Genomic DNA, 20,677 nt, shown 5'->3' on the forward strand with positions numbered 1-20,677 from the left:
GCCGCCGCCCCGCCGGCCGGATGCGGGGGAGGCAGGGCCGCGACGCCGACCGGGCCTGCCTGCCAACCCCGCCCGTCCATCGTGGCCGGGAACCGGACCGGTGTCGACGCCGCCGACGCCGGCACCGGATCCGGGTCGCTCCGGGCCACCGGACGGGCGGGGACCCCCGCACGACGAAAGGTATCTTTCCGGCCAACCATCTGATATCCATGTAACTCAATGCATTACCAGCTCCCGACGAAAGGAGCACCAATGCGTACGGGTGTCTGGCTGGTGGGAGCGCGCGGTTCCGTCGCGACCACCGCCGTCGTCGGAGGGCTCGCCCTGCGGGCCGCACTCACCGAACCGACCGGCTGCGTCACCGAACTGCCCGCGCTGCGCGGCCCCGCCCTGCCCGCCTTCGCCGACCTGGTCTTCGGTGGCCACGACGTGGCCACCACGCCGCTGACCAAGCGCGCGGAGGCGCTCGCCGCCACCGGCGTGCTGCCCGGCCGGCTGGCCACCGCGCTCGCCGCCGACCTGGCCGCCGTCGAGGACGACCTGCGCCCGGCGCCGGCCGGCGGCAGCCAGGCGGACCGGGCCGCCACCGTCGTCGCCGACCTCACCGCCTTCCGGGAGCGCCACCGGCTCGACCGGGTGGTGGTGGTCAACGTCTCCGCCACCGAGCCGGCCGCCCACCCGCACCCCGGGCACGCCGACCCGGCGGCGCTGGCCGCCGCGCTCGGCGGCCCCGACGAGGTGCTGCCGCCCAGCTCGCTCTACGCGTACGCGGCCGTGACGGCGGGCTGCCCGTACGTCGACTTCACCCCGTCCACCGGGCTGCGGCTGCCGGCCCTGGAGGCGCTCGCCCGCGCCGCCGGCCTGCCGTACGCCGGGCACGACGGCAAGACCGGGGAGACCCTGGTCAAGTCGGTGCTCGCGCCGATGTTCGCGATGCGGCACCTGGCCGTGCGCTCCTGGTCCGGGGTGAACCTGCTCGGCGGCGGCGACGGCGCCACGCTCGCCGACCCGGCCGCCAACGCCGCCAAGGTCAGCAGCAAGACTCGGGTGCTCGGCGAGACCCTCGGCTACGTCCCGCAGGGCGGCACCCGGATCGAGTACGTCGAGGAGCTGGGCGACTTCAAGACCGCCTGGGATCTGATCACCTTCGCCGGTTTCCTCGGCACCGGGATGCGGATGGAGTTCACCTGGCACGGCTGCGACTCCGCGCTGGCCGCCCCGCTGGTGCTCGACCTGGCCCGGCTGACCGCCGCCGCGCACGCCGCCGGCGAGGTGGGCCCGCTGACCGAGCTGGCGTTCTTCTTCAAAGACCCGCTCGACGCACCCACCCACTCGCTCACCGAGCAGTGGCAGCGGCTGGTCGCCTTCACCGACCGCCTGCACGGGCGGTCGTCATGAGTACCGTCGGCGACCTGGTCGAGTTGGTCCGGGCGCCGGCCGCGCTCTCCGTACCGGGGGACGTGGTCGCCGGGGCCGCCGCGGCCGGGGCGCTCGGCCCGCGTACCGCCGGGTTGGCCGGCGCGTCGACCCTGCTCTACTGGGCCGGGATGGCCGCGAACGACTGGGCCGACCGGCGGCTGGACGCGGTCGAGCGGCCGGAGCGGCCGATCCCCAGCGGCCGGGTCACCCCGGCCGCGGCGGTCGGCCTCGCCGCCGGGCTCACCGCCGCCGGCCTGGGCCTGGCCGCCGCCGCGGGTGGCCGCCGCGCCACCGCCGTCGCGGTCGGCCTCGCCGCCACCATCTGGGGGTACGACCTGGCGGCGAAGAACACCGCGGCCGGCCCCGCCGTGATGGCCGCTTGCCGGGGGCTGGACGTGCTGCTCGGCGCGACCGGCGGCCGGCCGGCCCGCGCGCTGCCGGCCGCGCTGACCGTTGCCGCGCACACCTGGACGGTGACCGCGCTGTCCCGCCGCGAGGTGACCGGTGCCGACGCGGCGCTGCCCCGGCGTACCCTCGCCGGCACCGCCGCCGTCGCGCTCGCCGCCGCCGCGCCGACCGGCTCCCGCACCGAACCATTGCCGGTGGCGCTGGCCGGGTGGTACGCGGCCCGGTACGGCGGCGCGCAGGCCCGGGTGCTGGCCGAGCCGAGCGCCGGCCGGGTGCGGGCGGCGGTCGGCGCGGGGATCACCGGGCTGCCCGCCCTGCAGGGGGCGCTCACCGCGCGGGCCGGCGCCGGGCTGCTCGGCCTGGCGGTCGCCGCCGCCGCGCCGCTGGGCGCCCGGCTGGCCCGGAAGGTTTCCCCGACATGACCGGCGGTGAGTTCCTCCCGCTGCGCTTCGGCTACGGCACCAACGGGTTCGCCAACCATCGGCTGGACGACGCCCTCGCGGTGCTGGCCGACCTGGGTTACCAGGGGGTGGCGCTCACCCTGGACCACGACCACCTGGACCCGTTCGCGCCGGCGCTGGCCCGCCGGGTGGCCGCCGTGGCCCGCCGGCTGGCCGCGCTCGACCTGGCCGTGGTGATCGAGACCGGCGCCCGCTACCTGCTCGACCCGTGGCACAAGCACGCCCCGACGCTGCTGCACGACGACCCCACCCGACGCGTCGAACTCCTCCGCCGGGCCGTCCGGATCGGTGCCGACCTGGGCGCCGAGGCGGTCAGCTGCTGGGCCGGCGTACGCCCGGCCGCCGTCGCGCCGCACACCGCGTGGGACCGGCTGGTGGCGGGCTGCGCGACCGTGGTCGCCGAGGCCGACCGGGTCGGCGTGCCGCTCGGCTTCGAGCCGGAGCCGGGCATGCTGGTCGAGGACATCGCCGACTGGCGGCGGCTGCGCGCCGCGCTCGACGCCCCGGCCGCCTTCGGCATCACCCTCGACATCGGACACTGCCGCTGCCTGGAGCCGCGGCCGGTGGCCGACTGCGTCCGCGAGGTGGCCGCGCACCTGGTCAACGTGCAGATCGACGACATGCGCCGGGGCGTGCACGAGCACCTGGAGTTCGGCGCCGGCGAGATCGACTTCCCGCCGGTGCTGCGGGCGCTGGCCGAGGTCGGCTACCGCGGGCTCGTCGCGGTGGAGCTGCCCCGGCACTCGCACGCCGCCCCGACCGTCGCCGCCCGCTCGCTCGACTTCCTGCGCGCCGCCGCCGCGCAGGCCGGCCCGGCTGGATGGAGGTCGGCGCAGCAGAGCGGTCGATGAGATCACCACGCGCGGCGGAACCAGGCGCCGCGGGGAGCAGCAGCACCGAGGGAGGAGACGGTCATGACACCGGATCGACTGCGGGCCGCGCTGGAGGGCGTACCCGATCCCGACTGGCTGGCGACGGCGCTGCGCCGCGTCGCGGCTGAACCCGCGACGATCGCGCGGTACTTCCCGGCCGCCGGTCGGCGCTGCGGTCGGAGCGCGCTGCCCGACGCCGCGGGCTGGACCGCCGACGAGGCGGCCCGCGCGCTGCTGCTCACCGCGCTGCCGGCCGACCACGCGACCCACGCCACCGAGCTCTACCTGCACGGCGACGCCGCCGAGAAGCGGGCCGTGCTGAAGGCGTTGCCGCTGCTGCCGATCGACGCCGCCGGGGTGCCGCTGCTGCGCGACGCGATCCGCACCAACGACACCCGACTCGTCGCCGCGGCCATGGGCCCGTACGCCCGGCACCTCGACCCGGCCGCCTGGCGGCAGGCGGTGCTCAAGTGTGTCTTCACCGGCGTGCCGCTGGCCGCCGTGGCCGACCTGGACACCCGCGCCGACGCCGAGCTGGCCGCGATGCTCGGCGCGCTCGCCGCGGAACGGCACGCCGCCGGCCGGGAACTGCCCGCCGACGCCACCGACCTGCTCGACCGGCTCACCGTGAGGGAGGCGTGACCATGCGCATCTTCGACCCGCACATCCACATGACGTCCCGCACCACCGACGACTACGAGCGGATGGCCGCGGCCGGGGTCCGGGCGGTGGTGGAGCCGGCGTTCTGGCTGGGCCAGCCGCGCACCAGCGCCGCCTCGTTCACCGACTACTTCGACTCGCTGGTCGGCTGGGAGCCGTTCCGGGCCGGGCAGTTCGGCGTCCGGCACCACGCCACGATCGCGCTGAACCCGAAGGAGGCCAACGACCCGCGCTGCCGGCCGGTGCTCGACCTGCTGCCGCGCTACCTGGAGAAGGACGCGGTGGTCGCGGTCGGCGAGATCGGGTACGACTCGATGACCCCCGAGGAGGACGAGGTCTTCGCCGCCCAGCTCGCCCTGGCCGTGGCGCACGACCTGCCGGCGCTCGTGCACACCCCGCACCGGGACAAGGCCCGCGGCGTGGAGCGCACCCTGGCCGTGGTCGCCGAGTCCGGCATCGACGCCGGCCGGGTGGTGGTCGACCACCTCAACGAGGTGACCGTCAAGCTGGTCCGGGACACCGGCTGCTGGCTGGGCTTCTCGATCTACCCCGACACCAAGATGTCGCCGCCGCGGATGGTCGAGCTGCTCCGGGCGTACGGGACCGAGCGGGTGCTGGTCAACTCGGCCGCCGACTGGGGGCGCTCCGACCCGCTGCTGACCCGGGCCACCGGCGAGGCGATGCTGGCCGCCGGCTTCACCGACGACGACGTCGACCGGGTGCTGTGGCGCAACCCGGTGGAGTTCTACGGGCAGTCCGGCCGGCTCGACCTGACCGACCTGGACGACACCGCCGCCACCTTCGCCGGCAACTCGATCCTGCGCGGTGGTGCCTGATGCGGCTGCGGCACGCCGACGGCAGCACCGTGCACCTCGGCTACTGCACCAACGTGCACCCGGCCGAGGACCTGGCCGGCGTGCTCGCCCAGCTCGACACGCACGCCGTACCGGTGCGCGCGGCGCTCGGCGCCGACCGGCTGGGGCTCGGCCTGTGGCTGGCCGCGCCGGCCGCTGCCGAGCTGGCCGCCGACCCGGACGCCCGCCGCCGGCTGCGCGCCGCGTTGACCGTACGCGGGCTGGAGGTGGTCACCCTCAACGGCTTCCCGTACGCGGCGTTCCAGGCGCCGGTGGTCAAGGGCGCGGTCTACCACCCGGACTGGACCACCGACGCCCGGCTCGACTACACCCTCGACCTGGCCCGGGTGCTGGCCGACCTGCTCCCCGACGACGCGGCCCGCGGCTCGATCTCCACCCTGCCGCTGGCCTGGCGCCAGCCGTGGGACGCCGACCGCGCGGACGCCGCCCGGCACCGGCTGGACCGGCTCGCCGCCGGCCTCGCCGCGATCGAGCGGGACACCGGCCGGCCGATCCGGGTCGGCTTCGAACCCGAGCCGGGCTGCGTGGTCGAGCACACCGCGCAGGCGGTTGACCTGCTGTCCGGGGTGGACACCGACCGGCTCGGGATCTGCCTGGACCTGGCCCACCTGGCCTGCGCCTGGGAGGAGCCGCCCGCCGCCCTGGAACGACTGCGCGTCGCCGGGCTGCCGGTGGTCAAGGTGCAGGTCTCCGCCGCGCTGGAGGCCGCCGACCCGGTGACCGCCGCCGAGGCGCTGGGCCGCTGGGTGGAGCCCCGCTTCCTGCACCAGACCCGTGCCGCGGCCGCCGGTGGTGGCTCGGAAGGCAGCAGAGCCTCTGCTGCCACCTCGGGCCCTGATGGCAGCAGAGGCTCTGCTGCCACCGACGCGACAGTGCCGGCGACGGACCCGGCCGATCCGGCGTACGCGGCCGACGACCTGGACGCGGCACTGGCCGCCCGGCTGCCCGGCGCCTGGCGGGTGCACTACCACGTGCCGCTGCACGCCCCGCCCGAGGAACCGCTCGGCTCGACCGTGCCGGTGCTGCGCGCCGCGCTGGCCGTGCTCTTCTCCGGGCCGGCCGCCGGCTGCGACCACCTGGACGTCGAGACGTACACCTGGGGGGTGCTGCCGGCCGCGCGGCGGCCGAACGGCGACGCGGAGCTGGCCCGGGGCATCGCCGCCGAGCTGGCCTTCGCCCGCGACGAACTCGTCGCCCTGGGTCTTACCGAACGTGAGGGAGTGGCGGCATGAGCAAGCGGAGCGAGCGAATCGTCGGGCTCAGCGCGGAGGTGCCTCATGGCGGCACGGAGCGAAGCGGAGTGGCGGCATGAGCAAGCGGAGCGAGCGAATCATCGGGCTCAGCGCGGAGGTGCCTCATGGCGGCACGGAGCGAAGCGGAGTGGCGGCATGAGCAAGCGGATGATGGTGCTGGACGTGGTGGGGCTGACGCCGCGGTTGCTGGCGCACATGCCCCGGCTGCGGGCGGTCGCCGAGGGCGGGTTTACCGCCGAGCTGGGCACCGTGCTGCCGGCGGTGACCTGCTCGGCGCAGGCGACCTTCCTGACCGGGGAGCCGCCCACCGGGCACGGGATCGTCGGCAACGGCTGGTACTTCCGGGATCTCGGTGAGGTGTTGCTGTGGCGGCAGCACCACGCGCTGGTCGGCGGGGAGAAGCTCTGGCAGGCCGCCCGCCGCGCCGAGCCGGACTACACGGTGGCGAACGTCTGCTGGTGGTACGCGATGGGCGCGGACGTCAACTGGACGGTCACCCCGCGGCCGGTCTACCACGCCGACGGGCGCAAGGAGCCGGACTGCTGGACCGACCCGCCCGAGCTGCACGACACGCTCACCGAGCAGCTGGGCACCTTCCCGCTGTTCACCTACTGGGGGCCCGGGGCGGGCATCGCGTCGTCCCGGTGGATCGCCCGGGCCACGCAGCGGATCCTGGCCGAGCAGTCGCCCGACCTGACCCTGGTCTACCTCCCGCACCTCGACTACGACCTGCAACGCTTCGGCCCGTCCTCGCCCCGGGCCGCCGCCGCGGCGGCCGAGCTGGACGCGGTGCTCGCCCCGCTGCTGGACGCCGCCCGGGCCGCCGGCGTCACGGTGGTCGCGCTCTCCGAGTACGGCATCACCGACGTCTCCCGCCCGGTGGACGTCAACCGGCTGCTGCGCTCCGAGGGGTTGCTGCGGGTCTACACCCAGGCCGGCATGGAATATCTGGACCCGTGGACGTCGCGGGCGTTCGCCGTCGCCGACCACCAGGTCGCCCACGTGTACGTGAAGGATCCGGCCGACGTGCCGGCGGTGGCGAAGCTCTGCGCCGGCCTGCCCGGGGTGGCCGAGGTGCTGGACGCGGACGGCAAGGCGGCCGCCGGGCTGGACCACGAACGCGCCGGCGAGCTGGTGCTGGTGGCCGAGCCGGACGCCTGGTTCACGTACTACTACTGGCTGGACGACGACCGCGCGCCGGACTTCGCCCGGCTGGTGGAGATTCACCGCAAGCCCGGGTACGACCCGGCCGAGCTGTTCTTCGACCCGGCCGCCCCGGGCGCGGCGAAGCGGCGAGCGGCGACCGCGCTGGCCCGCAAGAAGCTCGGCATGCGCTACCTGATGAGCGTGGTCGGCCTGGACGCCGGGGCGCGGGCGGTGCGCGGCTCGCACGGCCGACTGCCCGCCGACCCGGCGGACGGGCCGGTGTTCCTCTGCTCGGACCCGTCCGTCGCCCGGGAGCGGATCGCCGCCACCGAGGTCAAGGGGCTGCTGCTGGAGCTGGCCGGCCTCGCGGGGGCGGCGCGGTGACGCTGGCCGCCGCGCCCGCCGACGCGAGCGGCCTGCGGGAGCGGTTCGACGCGGAGCTGGCGGCCTTCCTCGACCGGCAGGGCCCGGACTGGCCGGACGGGGCGCCGCGCGGGGTCTTCGCCGCGCTGCACCGGTTCGTGCTGACCGGCGGCAAGCGGCTGCGCCCGCTGTTCTGCTACTGGGGCTGGCGGGGCGCCGGGGGCGCGGACGAGCGGCCGATCGTGGTGGCCGCGGCGGCGCTGGAGCTATTCCACGCCTTCGCGCTGATCCACGACGACATCCTGGACGGCAGCGACCGCCGCCGCGGCGAACCGTCGGTGCACCGGGTCTTCGCCGACCTGCACGCCCGCTCGTCGTGGCGGGGCGACCCCGAGGCGTACGGCAGGAACACCGCGCTGCTCTGCGGGGACCTCTGCGCCGCCTGGTCGGATCAGATGTTCCACGAGTGCGGGCTGGACACCGCCCAGGTCTGCCGGGGGTACGAGGTCTTCGCCCGGATGCGCACCGAGGTGATCGCGGGGGAGTACCTGGACCTGGTCTCCGGGGTGGGCGACGGCTCGGTGGCCAGCGCGCTGACCGTGATCAGGATGAAGGCGGCCCGGTACACGGTCACCCGGCCGCTGCAGATCGGCGCGGCGCTGGCCGGCGCGGGGCCGGAGCTGGCGGTGGCGCTGGCCGAGTTCGGCGACCCGCTGGGGGACGCGTTCCAGCTCCGCGACGACGTGCTGGGCGTCTTCGGCGACCCGACGGTGACCGGCAAGTCCATCCTGGACGACCTGCGCGAGGGCAAGCCGACGGTGATGATGGCGCTGGCCCGGGCCGGGGCGGACCGGGCACAGGGCGCCCGGCTGCGCGAGCTGCACGGCAATCCCACGCTGGACGCGGCGGGCGCGGCCGAGCTGCGGGCGATCATCGAGTCGACCGGGGCGCGGGAGGAGATCGAGCGGCTGATCCGGGTCCGCGCCGAGGCCGCCGCGACCGCGCTGGACCAGGTGCCGCTGGCCGCGCCGGCGAGCGCCGCGCTGGCCGCGCTCGCCGACCAGGCCGTCCACCGCCGCCACTGAATCCGCCCGCCCCCGTCCGCCCGCCCGCTCCCGTCGTCGTGCCCGCCCGGGCCGTCGTGCCTGCCCGTGCCGTCGTGCCCGCCCATGCCGTCGTGCCCGCCCGCGCTGCCCGCCGGCCCGCGTTGCTTGGGCGCCCGCGTTGTTTGCGCCCACTCGCTTGCGCCAGCGCCGTGCCTGCCCATGCACACCCGTCCAGCCCGGGTCTGCCGGCTTGAGCGCCCGACCGCGTGGCCGCCTGTCAACGGGGTCGCTCTCCGCCGGAACTCGGTTCGGTGAGAAGCGGTATGACGCAGAGGCATAAACATGCCTCTGCGTCATACCGCTCTCCACGAAGTCCGTCTCCCCCCCGGCGACATGCCGGGTGTGGAAGCGGCCCGCTGGGGCATCGGCGCGGCGCCGCCCACCGGCGTCGAGGCGGCGCTGCCCGACGGAGGTCGGCGCGGCGCCGCCCAGCGGGCGTCGGTGCAGGACCGTCCGACCGCGGGTTGGTCTCCACGGTGGATCCCCGCGATACGCCGGCCGCGGGCGGTTTACCGCTGCCAGCCCGCGCGGGGGCGTGACTTTTGACTGGATGAGCGAAAGTTCAGATCGGTTCGGCAGAAGGGTATGGACAGGGAAATCGATTCCCCTTAATGTTCCTGCCATCACGAACATGTTTCGTCGAGGTGAACCGGCGGCGCGGTAACCCATCGACTGGTGACCAGCCCGTGGCCCCCCGGCCACGCCTGCTGGTCACGGCCGACCGGCCCGGCACCCGGCGGCCAGCCGTACCCCCCGTAACCGGCACCGGCGCGACGGCGCGCGCCCCACCTGGCAGTCGCTCGTCAGGAAGGGACAGCCCACATGTCCATGCACACCCCCACCCACCGACCCCGACGATGGTTCCCCTCCGCCTCGGCCCTGCTCCTGGTCGCCGCGGCCGGCACGGTCAGCCTGGCGGCCGGCCCGACCGCCCTCGGCGGTCCCGCCCCGGCCGCCGCCCACACCATCACCGCCAGCGACTTCCAACAGGTCGAGCTGGCCCGCGGCGTCGCCGAGACCGGCGAGCCGATGTCCCTGGCCGTGCTGCCGGACCGCTCGGTCCTGCACACCGCCCGCAACGGCACGCTGCGCCGCACCGACGCCGCCGGCACCACCACGGTGATCGGCACCCTCGCCGTCTACACCCACGACGAGGAGGGCCTGCAGGGCGTCGGCGTGGACCCCAACTTCGCCACCAACCGCAACATCTACCTCTACTACGCCCCGCCGCTGTCCACCCCGGCCGGCGACGCCCCCGCCACCGGCACCGACTTCTCCGCCTGGCAGGGCGTCAACCGGCTCTCCCGGTTCACCCTGAACGCCGACTTCACCGTCAACCAGGCCAGCAGGGTCGACGTGCTCGACGTCCCCGCCAGCCGGGGCATCTGCTGCCATGTCGGCGGGGACATCGACTTCGACGCCGCCGGCAACCTCTACCTGTCCACCGGCGACGACACGAACCCGTTCGACTCCGCCGGCTACGCGCCGATCGACGAGCGCGCCGACCGCAACCCGGCGTATGACGCGCAGCGCAGCGCCGGCAACACCAACGACCTGCGCGGCAAGATCCTCCGGATCAAGGTCAACGCCGACGGGTCGTACGCCATCCCCGGCGGCAACCTCTTCCCGGTCGGCACCGCGAAGACCCGGCCGGAGATCTACGCGATGGGCTTCCGCAACCCGTTCCGGATCAGCGTCGACAAGGCCACCGGCATCGTCTACGTCGGCGACTACGGGCCGGACGCCGGCAGCAGCTCCGCCCGGGGGCCGTCCGGCCAGGTCGAGTTCGACCGGGTCACCGGCCCGGGCAACTACGGCTGGCCGTACTGCACCGGCACCAACACCGCCGCCGAGACGTACGCCGAGTGGGACTTCGCCGCCGGCACCGCCGGGGCCAAGTTCAACTGCGCGGGCGGCCCCACCAACAACTCGTTCCGCAACACCGGCCAGACCACCCTGCCGCCGGCCAAGCCGGCCTGGATCCGGTACGGCGGCGACGCCGGCACCCCGCCGGAGTTCGGCGGCGGCTCCGAGTCGCCGATGGGCGGCCCGGTCTACCGGTACGACGCCGCCTCCACCTCGACCACGAAGTTCCCGCAGTCGTTCGACGGGCAGTTCTTCGCCACCGAGTTCGGCCGCGGCTGGATCAAGCCGATCCACGTCAACGCCGACGGCTCCCCGGGTACCATCGACGCCTTTCCCTGGGCCGGCAAGCAGGTGATGGACTCGGCGTTCGGCCCGGACGGCTCGTACTACGTGCTCGACTACGGCACCGGGTACTTCAACGGCGACGCCAACTCGGCGCTGTACCGCTTCGACTACATCGGCTCCGGCAACAGGGCGCCGGTCGCCCGGGCCACCGCCGACCGCACCTCCGGCACCGCCCCGCTGGCGGTGAACTTCTCCTCGGCCGGGTCGGCGGATCCGGAGAGTGGGGCGCTGACGTACTCGTGGGCGTTCGGCGACGGCACCAGCTCGACGGCCGCGAACCCGGCGCACACCTACACCGCGAACGGCAGCTACACCGCCACCCTCACCGTCCGCGACCCGCAGGGCGCCACCGGCACCGCCAGCGTGGTGATCACCGTGGGCAACACCGCCCCGACGGTCACCGTGAACACCCCCGGCAACGGCCAGCTCTTCTCGTACGGCGACACGGTGCCCTTCTCGATCACCGTCACCGACCCGGAGGACGGCACGATCGACTGCGCCAAGGTGAAGATGACCTACGTGCTCGGGCACGACCAGCACGGCCACCAGATCACCTCGGTGAACGGCTGCTCCGGCTCGATCGCGATCCCGGTCGACGGGGAGCACGACGACGCGGCGAACATCTTCGCCATCTTCGACGCCGAGTACACCGACTCCGGCGGCCTCACCACGCACACCCAGCAGACCCTGCAACCGCGGCACCGGCAGGCCGAGCACTTCAAGACCTCGTCCGGCATCAACACCTTCGACAAGGCGCCCGCCGAGGGCGGCAAGACCGTCGGTGACATCAACAACGGGGACTGGATCGCGTTCAACCCGTACCAGCTGGGCAACGTCACCTCGTTCAGCGCCCGGGTCTCCTCGGCCGGGGCCGGCGGCACCATCCAGGTACGCGCCGGCTCGGCCACCGGCACGGTGCTCGGCTCCGCCACGGTCCCGGTCACCGGGGCCTGGGACTCCTTCACCACGGTCAGCGGCGCGATCTCCGGGGCGCCGGCCGGTACCACCACCCTCTACCTGACCTTCGCCGGTGGCGCCGGGGCGCTGTTCGACGTCGACTCGTTCACCTTCACCACCGGCGCGAGCGTGCGCACCGGCCCGGTGAAGGGGCTGGCCGGCAAGTGCCTGGACGTGCGCAACGCGGCCACCGCCGACGGCACCCAGATCCAGCTCTACACCTGCAACGGCACCGCCGCACAGAGCTGGACGGTGACGCCGAACTCGACGGTCAAGGCGTACGGCAAGTGCCTGGACGTCTCCGGCGGCGCCACCGCCGACGGCACGAAGATCCAGCTCTGGACCTGCAACGGCACCGGGGCGCAGAACTGGTCCGGCCAGGCCGATGGCACGCTGCGCAACCCCGCGTCCGGCAAGTGCCTGGACGTGTCCGGCAACAACTCCGCCGACAGCACCCCGGTCCACCTGTGGACCTGCACCGGCGCCGCCAACCAGAAGTGGATCCTGCCGTAACCGAGTGAGCGTGCGGGGGCCCGCCGGCCGGGCCCCCGCACACCCGAGAGGGGAACACCGCCATGCGCAGCCTCCTGCGACCCGTCCTCGGCGCGGCCACCGCCGTCCTCGCCGCCGTCGCCTGCACCGTCCCCGCCAGCCCGGCGGCCGCCGCCGACGCCCCGTACGACGTGCTGGTCTTCTCCAAGACCGCCGGCTTCCGGCACGACTCCATCGCGGTCGGCACCCAGGCCATCCGCGACCTGGGCGCGGCCAACAACTTCACCGTCACCGCCACCGAGGACGCCACCGCGTTCACCACCGCGAACCTCGCCCGCTACGAGGCGGTGGTCTTCCTCAACACCACCGGCGACGTGCTCGACCCCACCCAGCAGACCGCATTCGAGTCGTACATCAACGGCGGCGGCGGCTTCGTGGGCGTGCACTCCGCCGCCGACACCGAGTACGACTGGCCGTTCTACGGCAACCTGGTCGGCGCCTGGTTCGCCTCGCACCCGGCCATCCAGCAGGCGAACGTCACGGTCGAGGACCGGGCGCACGCGGCCACCGCGCACCTGCCGCGGACCTGGACCCGCACCGACGAGTGGTACAACTACCGCACCAACGCCCGCTCCACCGCGCACGTGCTGGCCAGCCTGGACGAGTCGTCGTACTCCGGTGGCGGGATGGGCGCCGACCACCCGCACGTGTGGTGCAAGACGGTCAGCGGCGGCCGGTCCTTCTACACCGGCGGCGGCCACACCCAGGCGTCGTACGCCGAGCCGGCGTTCCGCGCGCACCTGCTCGGCGGCATCCGGTACGCGGCCGGCCGGACGAAGGCCGACTGCCGGCCGGAGACCGGCTACACCACCCTCTACAACGGCTCGACCACCGGCTGGTCCCAGGCCGGGCCGGGCGGCTTCACCAACTCGGACGCCACGCTCAGCTCGTACGACGGGATGGGCCTGTTCTGGTACAGCGCGAAGCAGTTCACCAACTACTCGCTCAAGCTGGACTGGAAGCTCGCCGGCGATGACAACTCCGGGGTCTTCATCGGCTTCCCCCCGTCGACCGACCCGAACTCGGCGGTGAACAACGGGTACGAGGTGCAGATCGACGCCACCGACACCGCCGACCGGACCACCGGCGCGGTCTACACGTTCAAGTCCGCCGACCTGGCCGCCCGGGACGCCGCGCTGAACCCGCCGGGGGAGTGGAACACCTACGAGCTGCTGGTCGAGGGGGAGCGGCTGCAGGTCTTCCTGAACGGGCGGAAGATCAACGACTTCACCAACACCGACCCGGCCCGCTCGCTCGCCGGCCACATCGGCATCCAGAACCACGGCACCGGCGACGACGTCGCGTTCCGCAACGTCCGGATCAAGGAGCTGGGCGGCACCACCCCGCCGCCGAGCGGCAACACCACCGTGCAGGCCGAGGCGTACAGCTCCGCCAGCGGGGTCACCCCGTTCACCAAGGCCGGCGCCAACGGTGGCCAGACCCTCGGCTACATCGACCCGGGTGACTGGTCGGCGTACAACGGGGTGGACCTGACCGGGGTGACCTCGGTGCGGGCCCGGGTGGTCTCCGGCGGCCCGGGCGGCACCATCCAGTTGCGGACCGGCTCCACCACCGGACCGGTCCTCGGCACGGTGAACGTGCCGAACACCGGCGGCTGGACCACCTTCGCCGACGTCAGCGCCGCGCTCAGCGGGGTGCCGACGGGCAGTCAGAACCTCTACCTCACCTACTCCGGCAGCGGCTCCGGCCTGTTCGACGTGGACGACTTCACCCTGGTCCGCGGCGGCGGGAGCGGGACCGGCGGCACCGGCCCGGTGAAGGGCCTGGCCGGCAAGTGCCTGGACGTGCGCAGCGCGGCGACTGCCGACGGCACCCAGATCCAGCTCTACACCTGCAACGGCTCCACCGCGCAGAGCTGGACGGTCACGCCGAACTCCACGGTCAAGGCGCTGGGCAAGTGCCTGGACGTCTCCGGCGGTGGCTCCGCCGACGGTACGAAGATCCAGCTCTGGACCTGCAACGGCTCCGGCGCGCAGAACTGGTCCGGGCAGGCCGACGGCACGCTGCGCAACCCGCAGTCCGGCAAGTGCCTGGACGTGGCCGGCAACAACTCCGCCGACGGCACGGTCGTGCACCTGTGGACCTGCACCGGCGCGGCCAACCAGAAGTGGACCCTGCCGTGACCGACTGATCGACCGCGCGGTCGGCCGGGACGCATCCCCCTGGCGAGCGTGATGCCTCAGCGGCATCACGCTCGCTCCGGCGTCGACCCTAGCCTTCGGCCGGCCGAACGGCGGCACCGCACCGTCCGCGCCGGGCACGCGGCGTCGCGCTTCAGGCGGCGAACGACATCGGGCGTGATCCGCGACGCGCGCGGCCCGCCGCCGGGCGGCTGCCGTACCTTGGGCCGCATGGGACGCCTCCGGCAGTGGCGTCGGGACGCGCGGGCGCACCCGGCGGTCGCCGACGCGCTGCTGGCCGGGCTGTTCCTCGCGGTCAGCCTGCTGCCGGTGGACCCGCCCGGCGGCCCCGCCCGGGCGCCGCTCACCGCCGGCGCGGTGCTGATCGCCGTGCTCGGCTGCGCCAGCCTGACCGTGCGCCGCCGCTACCCGCTGCCGGTGCTCGCGGTGGTCACCGGCCTGGTGGTGGTCGCCCTGCTGCTCGACGTCGTACGCGGGCCGTTCGTGCTGATCGTGGCGTTCGCCGCGTACACCGTGGCCACCCGCACCGACCGGCGGACCGCCTGGCTGGCCGGCGCCGCCGCGGCCGGTGTGGTCGCCTCGGCGGCGGCGATCCGGCTGGGGGTCTCCGTGCTCCGGCCGGAGATCGTGGTGCTGCTGCTCTGGTTCGGGGTGGCCGTCGCCGGCGGCGACGCGGTCCGCAGCCGCCGGGCGTACGTGGCGGTGCTGGAGGAGCGCGCCCGCCGGGCCGAGCAGACCCGGGAGGAGGAGGCGCTGCGTCGGGTCGCCGAGGAGCGGCTGCGCATCGCCCGCGAGCTGCACGACGTGGTGGCGCACCACATCGCCCTGATCAACGTGCAGGCCGGGGTGGCCGGGCACCTGCTGCGCGAGCAGCCGGACGCCGCCGAGGAGGCGCTCGGGCACGTCCGGGCGGCCGGCCGGACCACTTTGGCGGAGCTGTCCACGCTGCTCGGGGTGCTGCGCGGCACCGGGGCGGACGACGTCCCCACCGAGCCGGCGCCCAGCCTGAACCGGCTGGACGCCCTGGTGGAGGGCTTCAGCACCGGCCAGCCGGTGCGCTGGACGGTCGCCGGGCAGCCGCGCCCGCTGCCCACCGCGGTCGACGTCGCCGCGTACCGGATCATCCAGGAGTCGCTGACCAACGCGCACCGGCACGCGCCGGGCGCGGCCGTCGCGGTGCGCCTGCGCTACGACCCCGTGGGCGTCACCATCGAGGTACGCGACGCCGGCGCGCCCCGCCCCGACGGCGACACCGGCGGGGCCGGCGCCGGGCTCGGCCTGGTCGGCATGCGGGAGCGGGCCGAGACCGTCGGCGGCACGTTCACCGCCGGGCCGGGCCCCGACGGCGGCTGGCTGGTCCGGGCCGAGCTGCCCGCGCCGGAGGAGGAGGCGGCATGACGATCCGGGTGTTGCTCGCCGACGACCAGAAGCTGCTGCGGGCCGGCTTCCGGGTGCTGATCGACTCGGCGCCCGACCTGACCGTGGTGGCCGAGGCGGCCACCGGCCGGGACGCCGTCGACCTGGCCCGCAGCACCCGGGCCGACGTGGTGCTGATGGACATCCGGATGCCCGTGCTGGACGGGCTGGCCGCCACCGCCGAGATCACCGCCGACGAGGACCTGGCCGGCGTACGGGTGCTGATCCTGACCACCTTCGAGCTGGACGAGTACGTGTTCCGGGCGCTGCGCGCCGGGGCCAGCGGCTTCCTCGGCAAGGGGGTCGAGCCGGCCGAGCTGCTCGACGCGATCCGGACCGTGGCGGCGGGTGACGCGCTGTTGTCGCCGAAGGCCACCCGGGGGCTGATCGCCCGGTTCCTGGCCCAGCCCGACCCGGACCCGCGGGCCACCCCGGAGCAGCTGCGGGTGCTCACCGACCGGGAACGGGAGGTGCTCACCCTGGTCGCCGCCGGGCTGTCCAACGAGCAGATCGCCGAGCGGCTGGTGGTCTCCCCGCTGACCGCGAAGACCCACGTCAACCGGGCCATGATGAAGCTCGGCGCGCGGGACCGGGCGCAGCTCGTCGTGGTCGCGTACCAGAGCGGGCTGGTCCGGGCCCCGGAGCCGCCGGCGCCCTGAGGCGGCCCTCCCGGCGCGGTAGTCGCGGCCCGGGCCTACCGCGCCCGCGGTACGCCGAGGTGTCCGCGCCCAGCCGACGCGGCGGACCGGGTACGCGGGCGATCGTTGGTCGCATGATCGATGTGGCCCAGCTCAGTAAGCGCTACGGTGACCGGCTCGCCGTCGACGACCTGACCTTCCGGGTGCGGCCGGGGGTCGTCACCGGCTTCCTCGGCCCCAACGGCGCCGGCAAGTCAACCACCATGCGGATGATCCTCGGCCTGGACGCCCCGACCGCCGGCGCGGTGACCGTCAACGGCCGCCGGTACGCCGACCACCCCGCCCCGCTGCGTGAGATCGGCGCGCTGCTGGAGGCGAAGGCCGTGCACCCCGGCCGCTCCGCCCGCGACCACCTGCTCGCGATGGCCGCCACCCACGGCATCGGCCGTAGGCGGGTCGACGAGGTGATCGACCTGGTCGGCCTGCGCGAGGTGGCCGGCAAGCGGGCCGGTGGCTTCTCCCTCGGCATGGGCCAGCGGCTCGGCATCGCCGCCGCGCTGCTCGGCGACCCGGCGGTGCTGATGCTCGACGAGCCGGTCAACGGCCTGGACCCGGATGGCATCCGCTGGATCCGGGGCCTGCTGCGCGGGCTGGCCGCCGAGGGGCGGACGGTCTTCGTCTCCTCGCACCTGATGAGCGAGATGGCGCAGACCGCCGAGCACCTGATCGTGGTGGGCAAGGGTCGACTGATCGCTGATGTCCCGCTCGCCGAGTTCACCCGCCGGGCGTCCCGGGCCGCCGTCCGGGTCCGCTCGCCGCAGGCCGCCGCGCTGCGCGACCTGCTGGTCGGCCCGGACACCACGGTCACCAGTGGTGAGCCCGGCCTGCTGGAGGTGACCGGGCTGACCCGGGAGTCGATCGGTGACCGGGCCGCCGCGGCCGGTCTCACCCTGCACGAGCTGACCGCCACCGAGGCCTCCCTCGAGGAGGCGTTCATGACCATGACCCGGGACGCCGTCGAGTACCACGGCGACGCCCGGCCCGTCCCCGCCGGTCCCGCCGCCCCCGGCGGTCCTGCCGGTTCTGCCGGTCCTGCCGAGAGGAGCGCCCGATGAGCGCCGCCACGCTCACCCCCGCCACCTTGCCCGCCGACGCCAGGGTGACCTGGTGGCGGGTGGTCCGCGCGGAGTGGATCAAGTTCCGTTCGCTGCGCTCGTCGCTGATCATGCTGGCCGCGGTGGTGCTGGTCTTCGCCGGCCTCGGCCTCGGCTTCTCGGCGTTCCTCGCCGGCACCACCGTGGACCCCGGCGCCCCGGCCCCGCCCGGCGGGCCGTCGTCGCTGGACCCGCTGGGTGCCAGCCTCGGGGGGGTCAACCTCGCGCAACTGCTGATCGGCACGGTCGGCGTGCTGCTGACGGCCGGCGAGTACTCCACCGGCATGATCCGGTCCTCGCTGGCCGCCGTGCCGAGCCGCTGGCCGGTGCTGGCCGGCAAGGTCACCGTGCTGGCCGGCGTCTCGCTGGCGCTGCTGGTGCCGACCGTGCTGCTCACCTTCCTCGGCGGGCAGGCCGTCCTGGGTGACAGGGGCATCTCGCTGGCCGACGACGGGGTGCTGCGCGCGGTGCTGGGCACCGCCGGCTACCTGGCCGGGGTGGGCGTGCTCGGGTTGGCGCTGGGCGCCCTGCTGCGCACCACCGCCGGGGCGCTGACCAGCGTGGTGGCGCTGCTGCTGGTGCTGCCCGGGCTCAGCTCACTGCTGCCGGACAGCTGGTCGGACGCCGTCTCGCCGTACCTGCCGTCGAACGCCGGCCAGGCGTTCACGTCGATCTCGGCAAACCCGGATCTGCTGTCTCCGGGCGCGGGGCTGGCCGTCTTCCTGGGCTGGCTGGTGGTGCTGATCGGCGCCGCGGCCGTACTGCTGCGCCGGCGCGACGCCTGACCCGGCGGGCCGGGGCCGGCGGGAGACAGCCCCCGTCGGTCCCGGCGCGTGCCGCCGGTCCCGCCGCGGTGGCCGGGCCGTCCGGGAGCTCGGCCCCTTCCGTGGCGGTGCCGGCGGCCCTAGAGTTGGGGGCGGCGACCCGTGCGGTGGCCGGTGACCCGACGGGAGGCGCAACCCGTCGGGCCCAGGTGCTCTCCGAGCACCCACCGGTGTTCCGCGCTGACCGCCACGCACCGGCCCGGCCCGGTCACCCTCGCCCCGGTCCCGCTCAGGAATCCCCATCACGACAGGGGAGACAGACCATGGCGCGACCGATCACGCTCTTCACCGGCCAGTGGGCCGATCTTCCGTTCGACGAGGTCTGCCGGCTCGCCTCCCAGTGGGGCTACGACGGGTTGGAGATCGCCTGCTGGGGCGACCACTTCGAGGTGGACAAGGCACTGGCCGACGACTCGTACGTCGACCGGAAGCGGGAGACCCTCGCCAAGCACAACCTGAAGGTCTTCACCATCTCCAACCACCTGGTCGGCCAGGCCGTCTGCGACCACCCGATCGACGAGCGCCACCAGGACATCCTGCCCGCCCGGATCTGGGGCGACGGGGAACCCGAGGGGGTACGCGGCCGAGCGGCCGAGGAGATGAAGGACACCGCCCGGGCGGCGGCGAAGCTGGGGGTGGACACCGTCGTCGGCTTCACCGGCTCGTCGATCTGGCACACCCTGGCGATGTTCCCGCCGGTGCCGCCGGCCATGATCGAGCGCGGCTACCAGGACTTCGCCGACCGGTGGAACCCGATCCTCGACGTGTTCGACTCCGTCGGGGTGCGGTTCGCCCACGAGGTGCACCCCAGCGAGATCGCGTACGACTACTGGACCACCAGGCGGACCCTGGAGGCGATCGGTCACCGGCCGGCGTTCGGGCTGAACTGGGACCCGTCGCACTTCGTCTGGCAGGAGCTGGACCCGGTGAACTTCATCTTCGACTTCGCCGACCGGATCTACCACGTCGACTGCAAGGACGCGAAGGTGCGTACCGGCGACGGCCGGCGCGGCCGGCTCTCGTCGCACCTACCCTGGGCGGACCTGCGCCGCGGGTGGGACTTCGTCTCCACCGGGCACGGAGACGTGCCGTGGGAGGACTGCTTCCGCGCGCTGAACGCGATCGGCTACGCCGGCCCGATCTCGATCGAGTGGGAGGACGCCGGGATGGACCGGCTGGTCGGCGCGCCGGAGGCGCTGGAGTTCGTCCGCCGGCTCGCCTTCGACGCCCCGAGCGCGGCGTTCGACGCCGCGTTCAGCAGCGCCCGGGACTGAGACGCACTTCGGGCCGGTCGCCTCGCGGCGGCCGGCCCGACGATGTGCGGAACGCGCTACAGCGTGCTGCCGTTGGCGCCGGTGCCCGGCGCCTTGGGCTTCGGGGTGCTGGTGGTGGCGGTGCCCACCGAGCCCGACTTCGCGCCGACCGTGGCCGGCGTGCCGGCGAAGGCGTCGTCCGCCGCGGTCAGCTCCTGCTTGTCGGCGCCGGTGCTGAGCTTCTCGCCCAGCTTCGACTGACCGATCTTGTCCTTGCCCTCGCTGTAGAGCCGGTTCGCCTGGGCCTGCGCGACGCCGGCCGCCTCCTGGACGGTCGGGTGGTCGAGCACCTTGCGGCCCCGGACGACGAGCTCCTCGTACTTCTCCCGGCCGGCACGGGCGCCCAGGACGAAGCCCGCAGCCAGCCCGCCGAGAAACATGACCTTTCCGCGCATGGCGGCTCCTTCCGTACCTGACGCTCCGCCGTCCCCCTGCGGATTCACCCGCAGGGGAGCGACCTTGTCGCGCCCATGTCCTCTGTCGGCAGCTAACTACCCATCCTGCTCCCCGCTCATACCTGGTTGTGCCGGGATGACGATTTGTCCCGGTTAAATCTGCCGCCGCCCCGGGACGCCCGATCCGGTAACCCCCTGGACCGCACCCCCCGGGAATCCTGTACTCTTGTGCCGTCGCCGAGCGCCGGAGAGATCCGGAACGCGGCGTCGAAGCGGTCCCCCGTAGCTCAATTGGCAGAGCAGCCGGCTGTTAACCGGCAGGTTTTTGGTTCGAGTCCAAACGGGGGAGCAGAGCTCCAGCGAAACGCCCGCCGGCCCCGCCGGCGGGCGTTTTCGTTTCCCCCGACCGCGCACCCCACCCGGTTGATCATGAGGTTGTCGGCGGTCGCGTCGTGTCGCGGCAACAACCTCATGATCGACGGAGGAGTCGGC

Annotated in this window: 16 protein-coding genes and 1 tRNA gene; 16 read left to right on the forward strand and 1 reads right to left on the reverse strand. The window is 74.4% G+C overall.

Annotated features, from left to right (window positions below; genetic code table 11):
- Window positions 1-252 precede the first annotated feature (252 nt).
- The 15 genes from ACFY3U_RS03620 (at window position 253) to ACFY3U_RS03690 (ending at window position 19,751) form a co-directional block, all read left to right on the forward strand.
- Window positions 253-1,398 (forward strand): inositol-3-phosphate synthase, encoded by a 1,146-nt coding sequence (locus ACFY3U_RS03620; RefSeq protein ID WP_387194296.1) that lies wholly within the window; start codon window positions 253-255, stop codon window positions 1,396-1,398.
- Entirely contained in the window at window positions 1,395-2,249 is an 855-nt protein-coding gene (locus ACFY3U_RS03625; protein ID WP_387194300.1) for an SCO3242 family prenyltransferase, read from the forward strand. The genes ACFY3U_RS03620 and ACFY3U_RS03625 overlap by 4 nt, the downstream gene beginning before the upstream one ends.
- Window positions 2,246-3,139 (forward strand): sugar phosphate isomerase/epimerase family protein, encoded by an 894-nt coding sequence (locus tag ACFY3U_RS03630; protein ID WP_387194303.1) that lies wholly within the window; start codon window positions 2,246-2,248, stop codon window positions 3,137-3,139. Before ACFY3U_RS03625 ends, ACFY3U_RS03630 begins: the two co-directional genes overlap by 4 nt.
- A 63-nt stretch (window positions 3,140-3,202) precedes the next feature.
- Window positions 3,203-3,802: an EboA domain-containing protein gene (locus ACFY3U_RS03635; protein ID WP_387194306.1), complete on the forward strand. Its 600-nt coding sequence runs from the start codon at window positions 3,203-3,205 to the stop codon at window positions 3,800-3,802.
- 2 nt (window positions 3,803-3,804) lie between these two features.
- Complete coding sequence (locus tag ACFY3U_RS03640; protein WP_387195919.1) at window positions 3,805-4,656, forward strand: TatD family hydrolase; 852 nt, start codon at window positions 3,805-3,807, stop codon at window positions 4,654-4,656.
- Complete coding sequence (eboE, locus tag ACFY3U_RS03645) at window positions 4,656-5,927, forward strand: metabolite traffic protein EboE (RefSeq protein WP_387194309.1); 1,272 nt, start codon at window positions 4,656-4,658, stop codon at window positions 5,925-5,927. Before ACFY3U_RS03640 ends, eboE begins: the two co-directional genes overlap by 1 nt.
- A gap of 156 nt (window positions 5,928-6,083) precedes the next feature.
- On the forward strand, window positions 6,084-7,478 hold the full coding sequence (locus tag ACFY3U_RS03650) for an alkaline phosphatase family protein (protein ID WP_387194312.1): 1,395 nt from the start codon (window positions 6,084-6,086) through the stop codon (window positions 7,476-7,478).
- Window positions 7,475-8,542 (forward strand): polyprenyl synthetase family protein, encoded by a 1,068-nt coding sequence (locus tag ACFY3U_RS03655; protein WP_387194314.1) that lies wholly within the window; start codon window positions 7,475-7,477, stop codon window positions 8,540-8,542. The genes ACFY3U_RS03650 and ACFY3U_RS03655 overlap by 4 nt, the downstream gene beginning before the upstream one ends.
- 849 nt (window positions 8,543-9,391) lie before the next feature.
- The gene (locus ACFY3U_RS03660; RefSeq protein WP_387195922.1) at window positions 9,392-12,244 is read left to right on the forward strand and encodes an RICIN domain-containing protein; all 2,853 of its coding nucleotides are present in this window, start codon (window positions 9,392-9,394) and stop codon (window positions 12,242-12,244) included.
- Between the two features lie 62 nt (window positions 12,245-12,306).
- Entirely contained in the window at window positions 12,307-14,427 is a 2,121-nt protein-coding gene (locus tag ACFY3U_RS03665; protein ID WP_387194317.1) for a ThuA domain-containing protein, read from the forward strand.
- A 228-nt stretch (window positions 14,428-14,655) separates the two neighbouring features.
- A complete protein-coding gene (locus ACFY3U_RS03670; RefSeq protein WP_387194320.1) occupies window positions 14,656-15,843 on the forward strand; it encodes a sensor histidine kinase in 1,188 nt (395 codons plus the stop codon).
- A complete protein-coding gene (locus ACFY3U_RS03675) occupies window positions 15,840-16,520 on the forward strand; it encodes a response regulator (RefSeq protein WP_387194323.1) in 681 nt (226 codons plus the stop codon). Before ACFY3U_RS03670 ends, ACFY3U_RS03675 begins: the two co-directional genes overlap by 4 nt.
- 113 nt (window positions 16,521-16,633) lie before the next feature.
- Window positions 16,634-17,614 carry an ABC transporter ATP-binding protein gene (locus ACFY3U_RS03680; protein WP_387194326.1) on the forward strand — a complete coding sequence of 327 codons (981 nt, stop codon included), beginning with the start codon at window positions 16,634-16,636 and terminating at the stop codon, window positions 17,612-17,614.
- The gene (locus tag ACFY3U_RS03685) at window positions 17,611-18,438 is read left to right on the forward strand and encodes an ABC transporter permease subunit (protein ID WP_387194329.1); all 828 of its coding nucleotides are present in this window, start codon (window positions 17,611-17,613) and stop codon (window positions 18,436-18,438) included. Before ACFY3U_RS03680 ends, ACFY3U_RS03685 begins: the two co-directional genes overlap by 4 nt.
- 302 nt (window positions 18,439-18,740) lie before the next feature.
- On the forward strand, window positions 18,741-19,751 hold the full coding sequence (locus ACFY3U_RS03690; protein WP_387194332.1) for a sugar phosphate isomerase/epimerase family protein: 1,011 nt from the start codon (window positions 18,741-18,743) through the stop codon (window positions 19,749-19,751).
- A 56-nt stretch (window positions 19,752-19,807) separates the two neighbouring features.
- Here ACFY3U_RS03690 and ACFY3U_RS03695 read toward each other — a convergent pair whose 3' ends face one another.
- Window positions 19,808-20,185, reverse strand: a complete 378-nt coding sequence (locus tag ACFY3U_RS03695) for a hypothetical protein (protein WP_387194335.1) — start codon at window positions 20,183-20,185, stop codon at window positions 19,808-19,810.
- A 276-nt stretch (window positions 20,186-20,461) separates the two neighbouring features.
- On the opposite strand from ACFY3U_RS03695, the gene ACFY3U_RS03700 reads away from it, so the two are divergent.
- Window positions 20,462-20,534, forward strand: a tRNA-Asn gene (locus tag ACFY3U_RS03700).
- Window positions 20,535-20,677: the final 143 nt, after the last annotated feature.

The organism is Micromonospora sp. NPDC000089 (assembly GCF_042899365.1).
Classification (GTDB): domain Bacteria; phylum Actinomycetota; class Actinomycetes; order Mycobacteriales; family Micromonosporaceae; genus Micromonospora.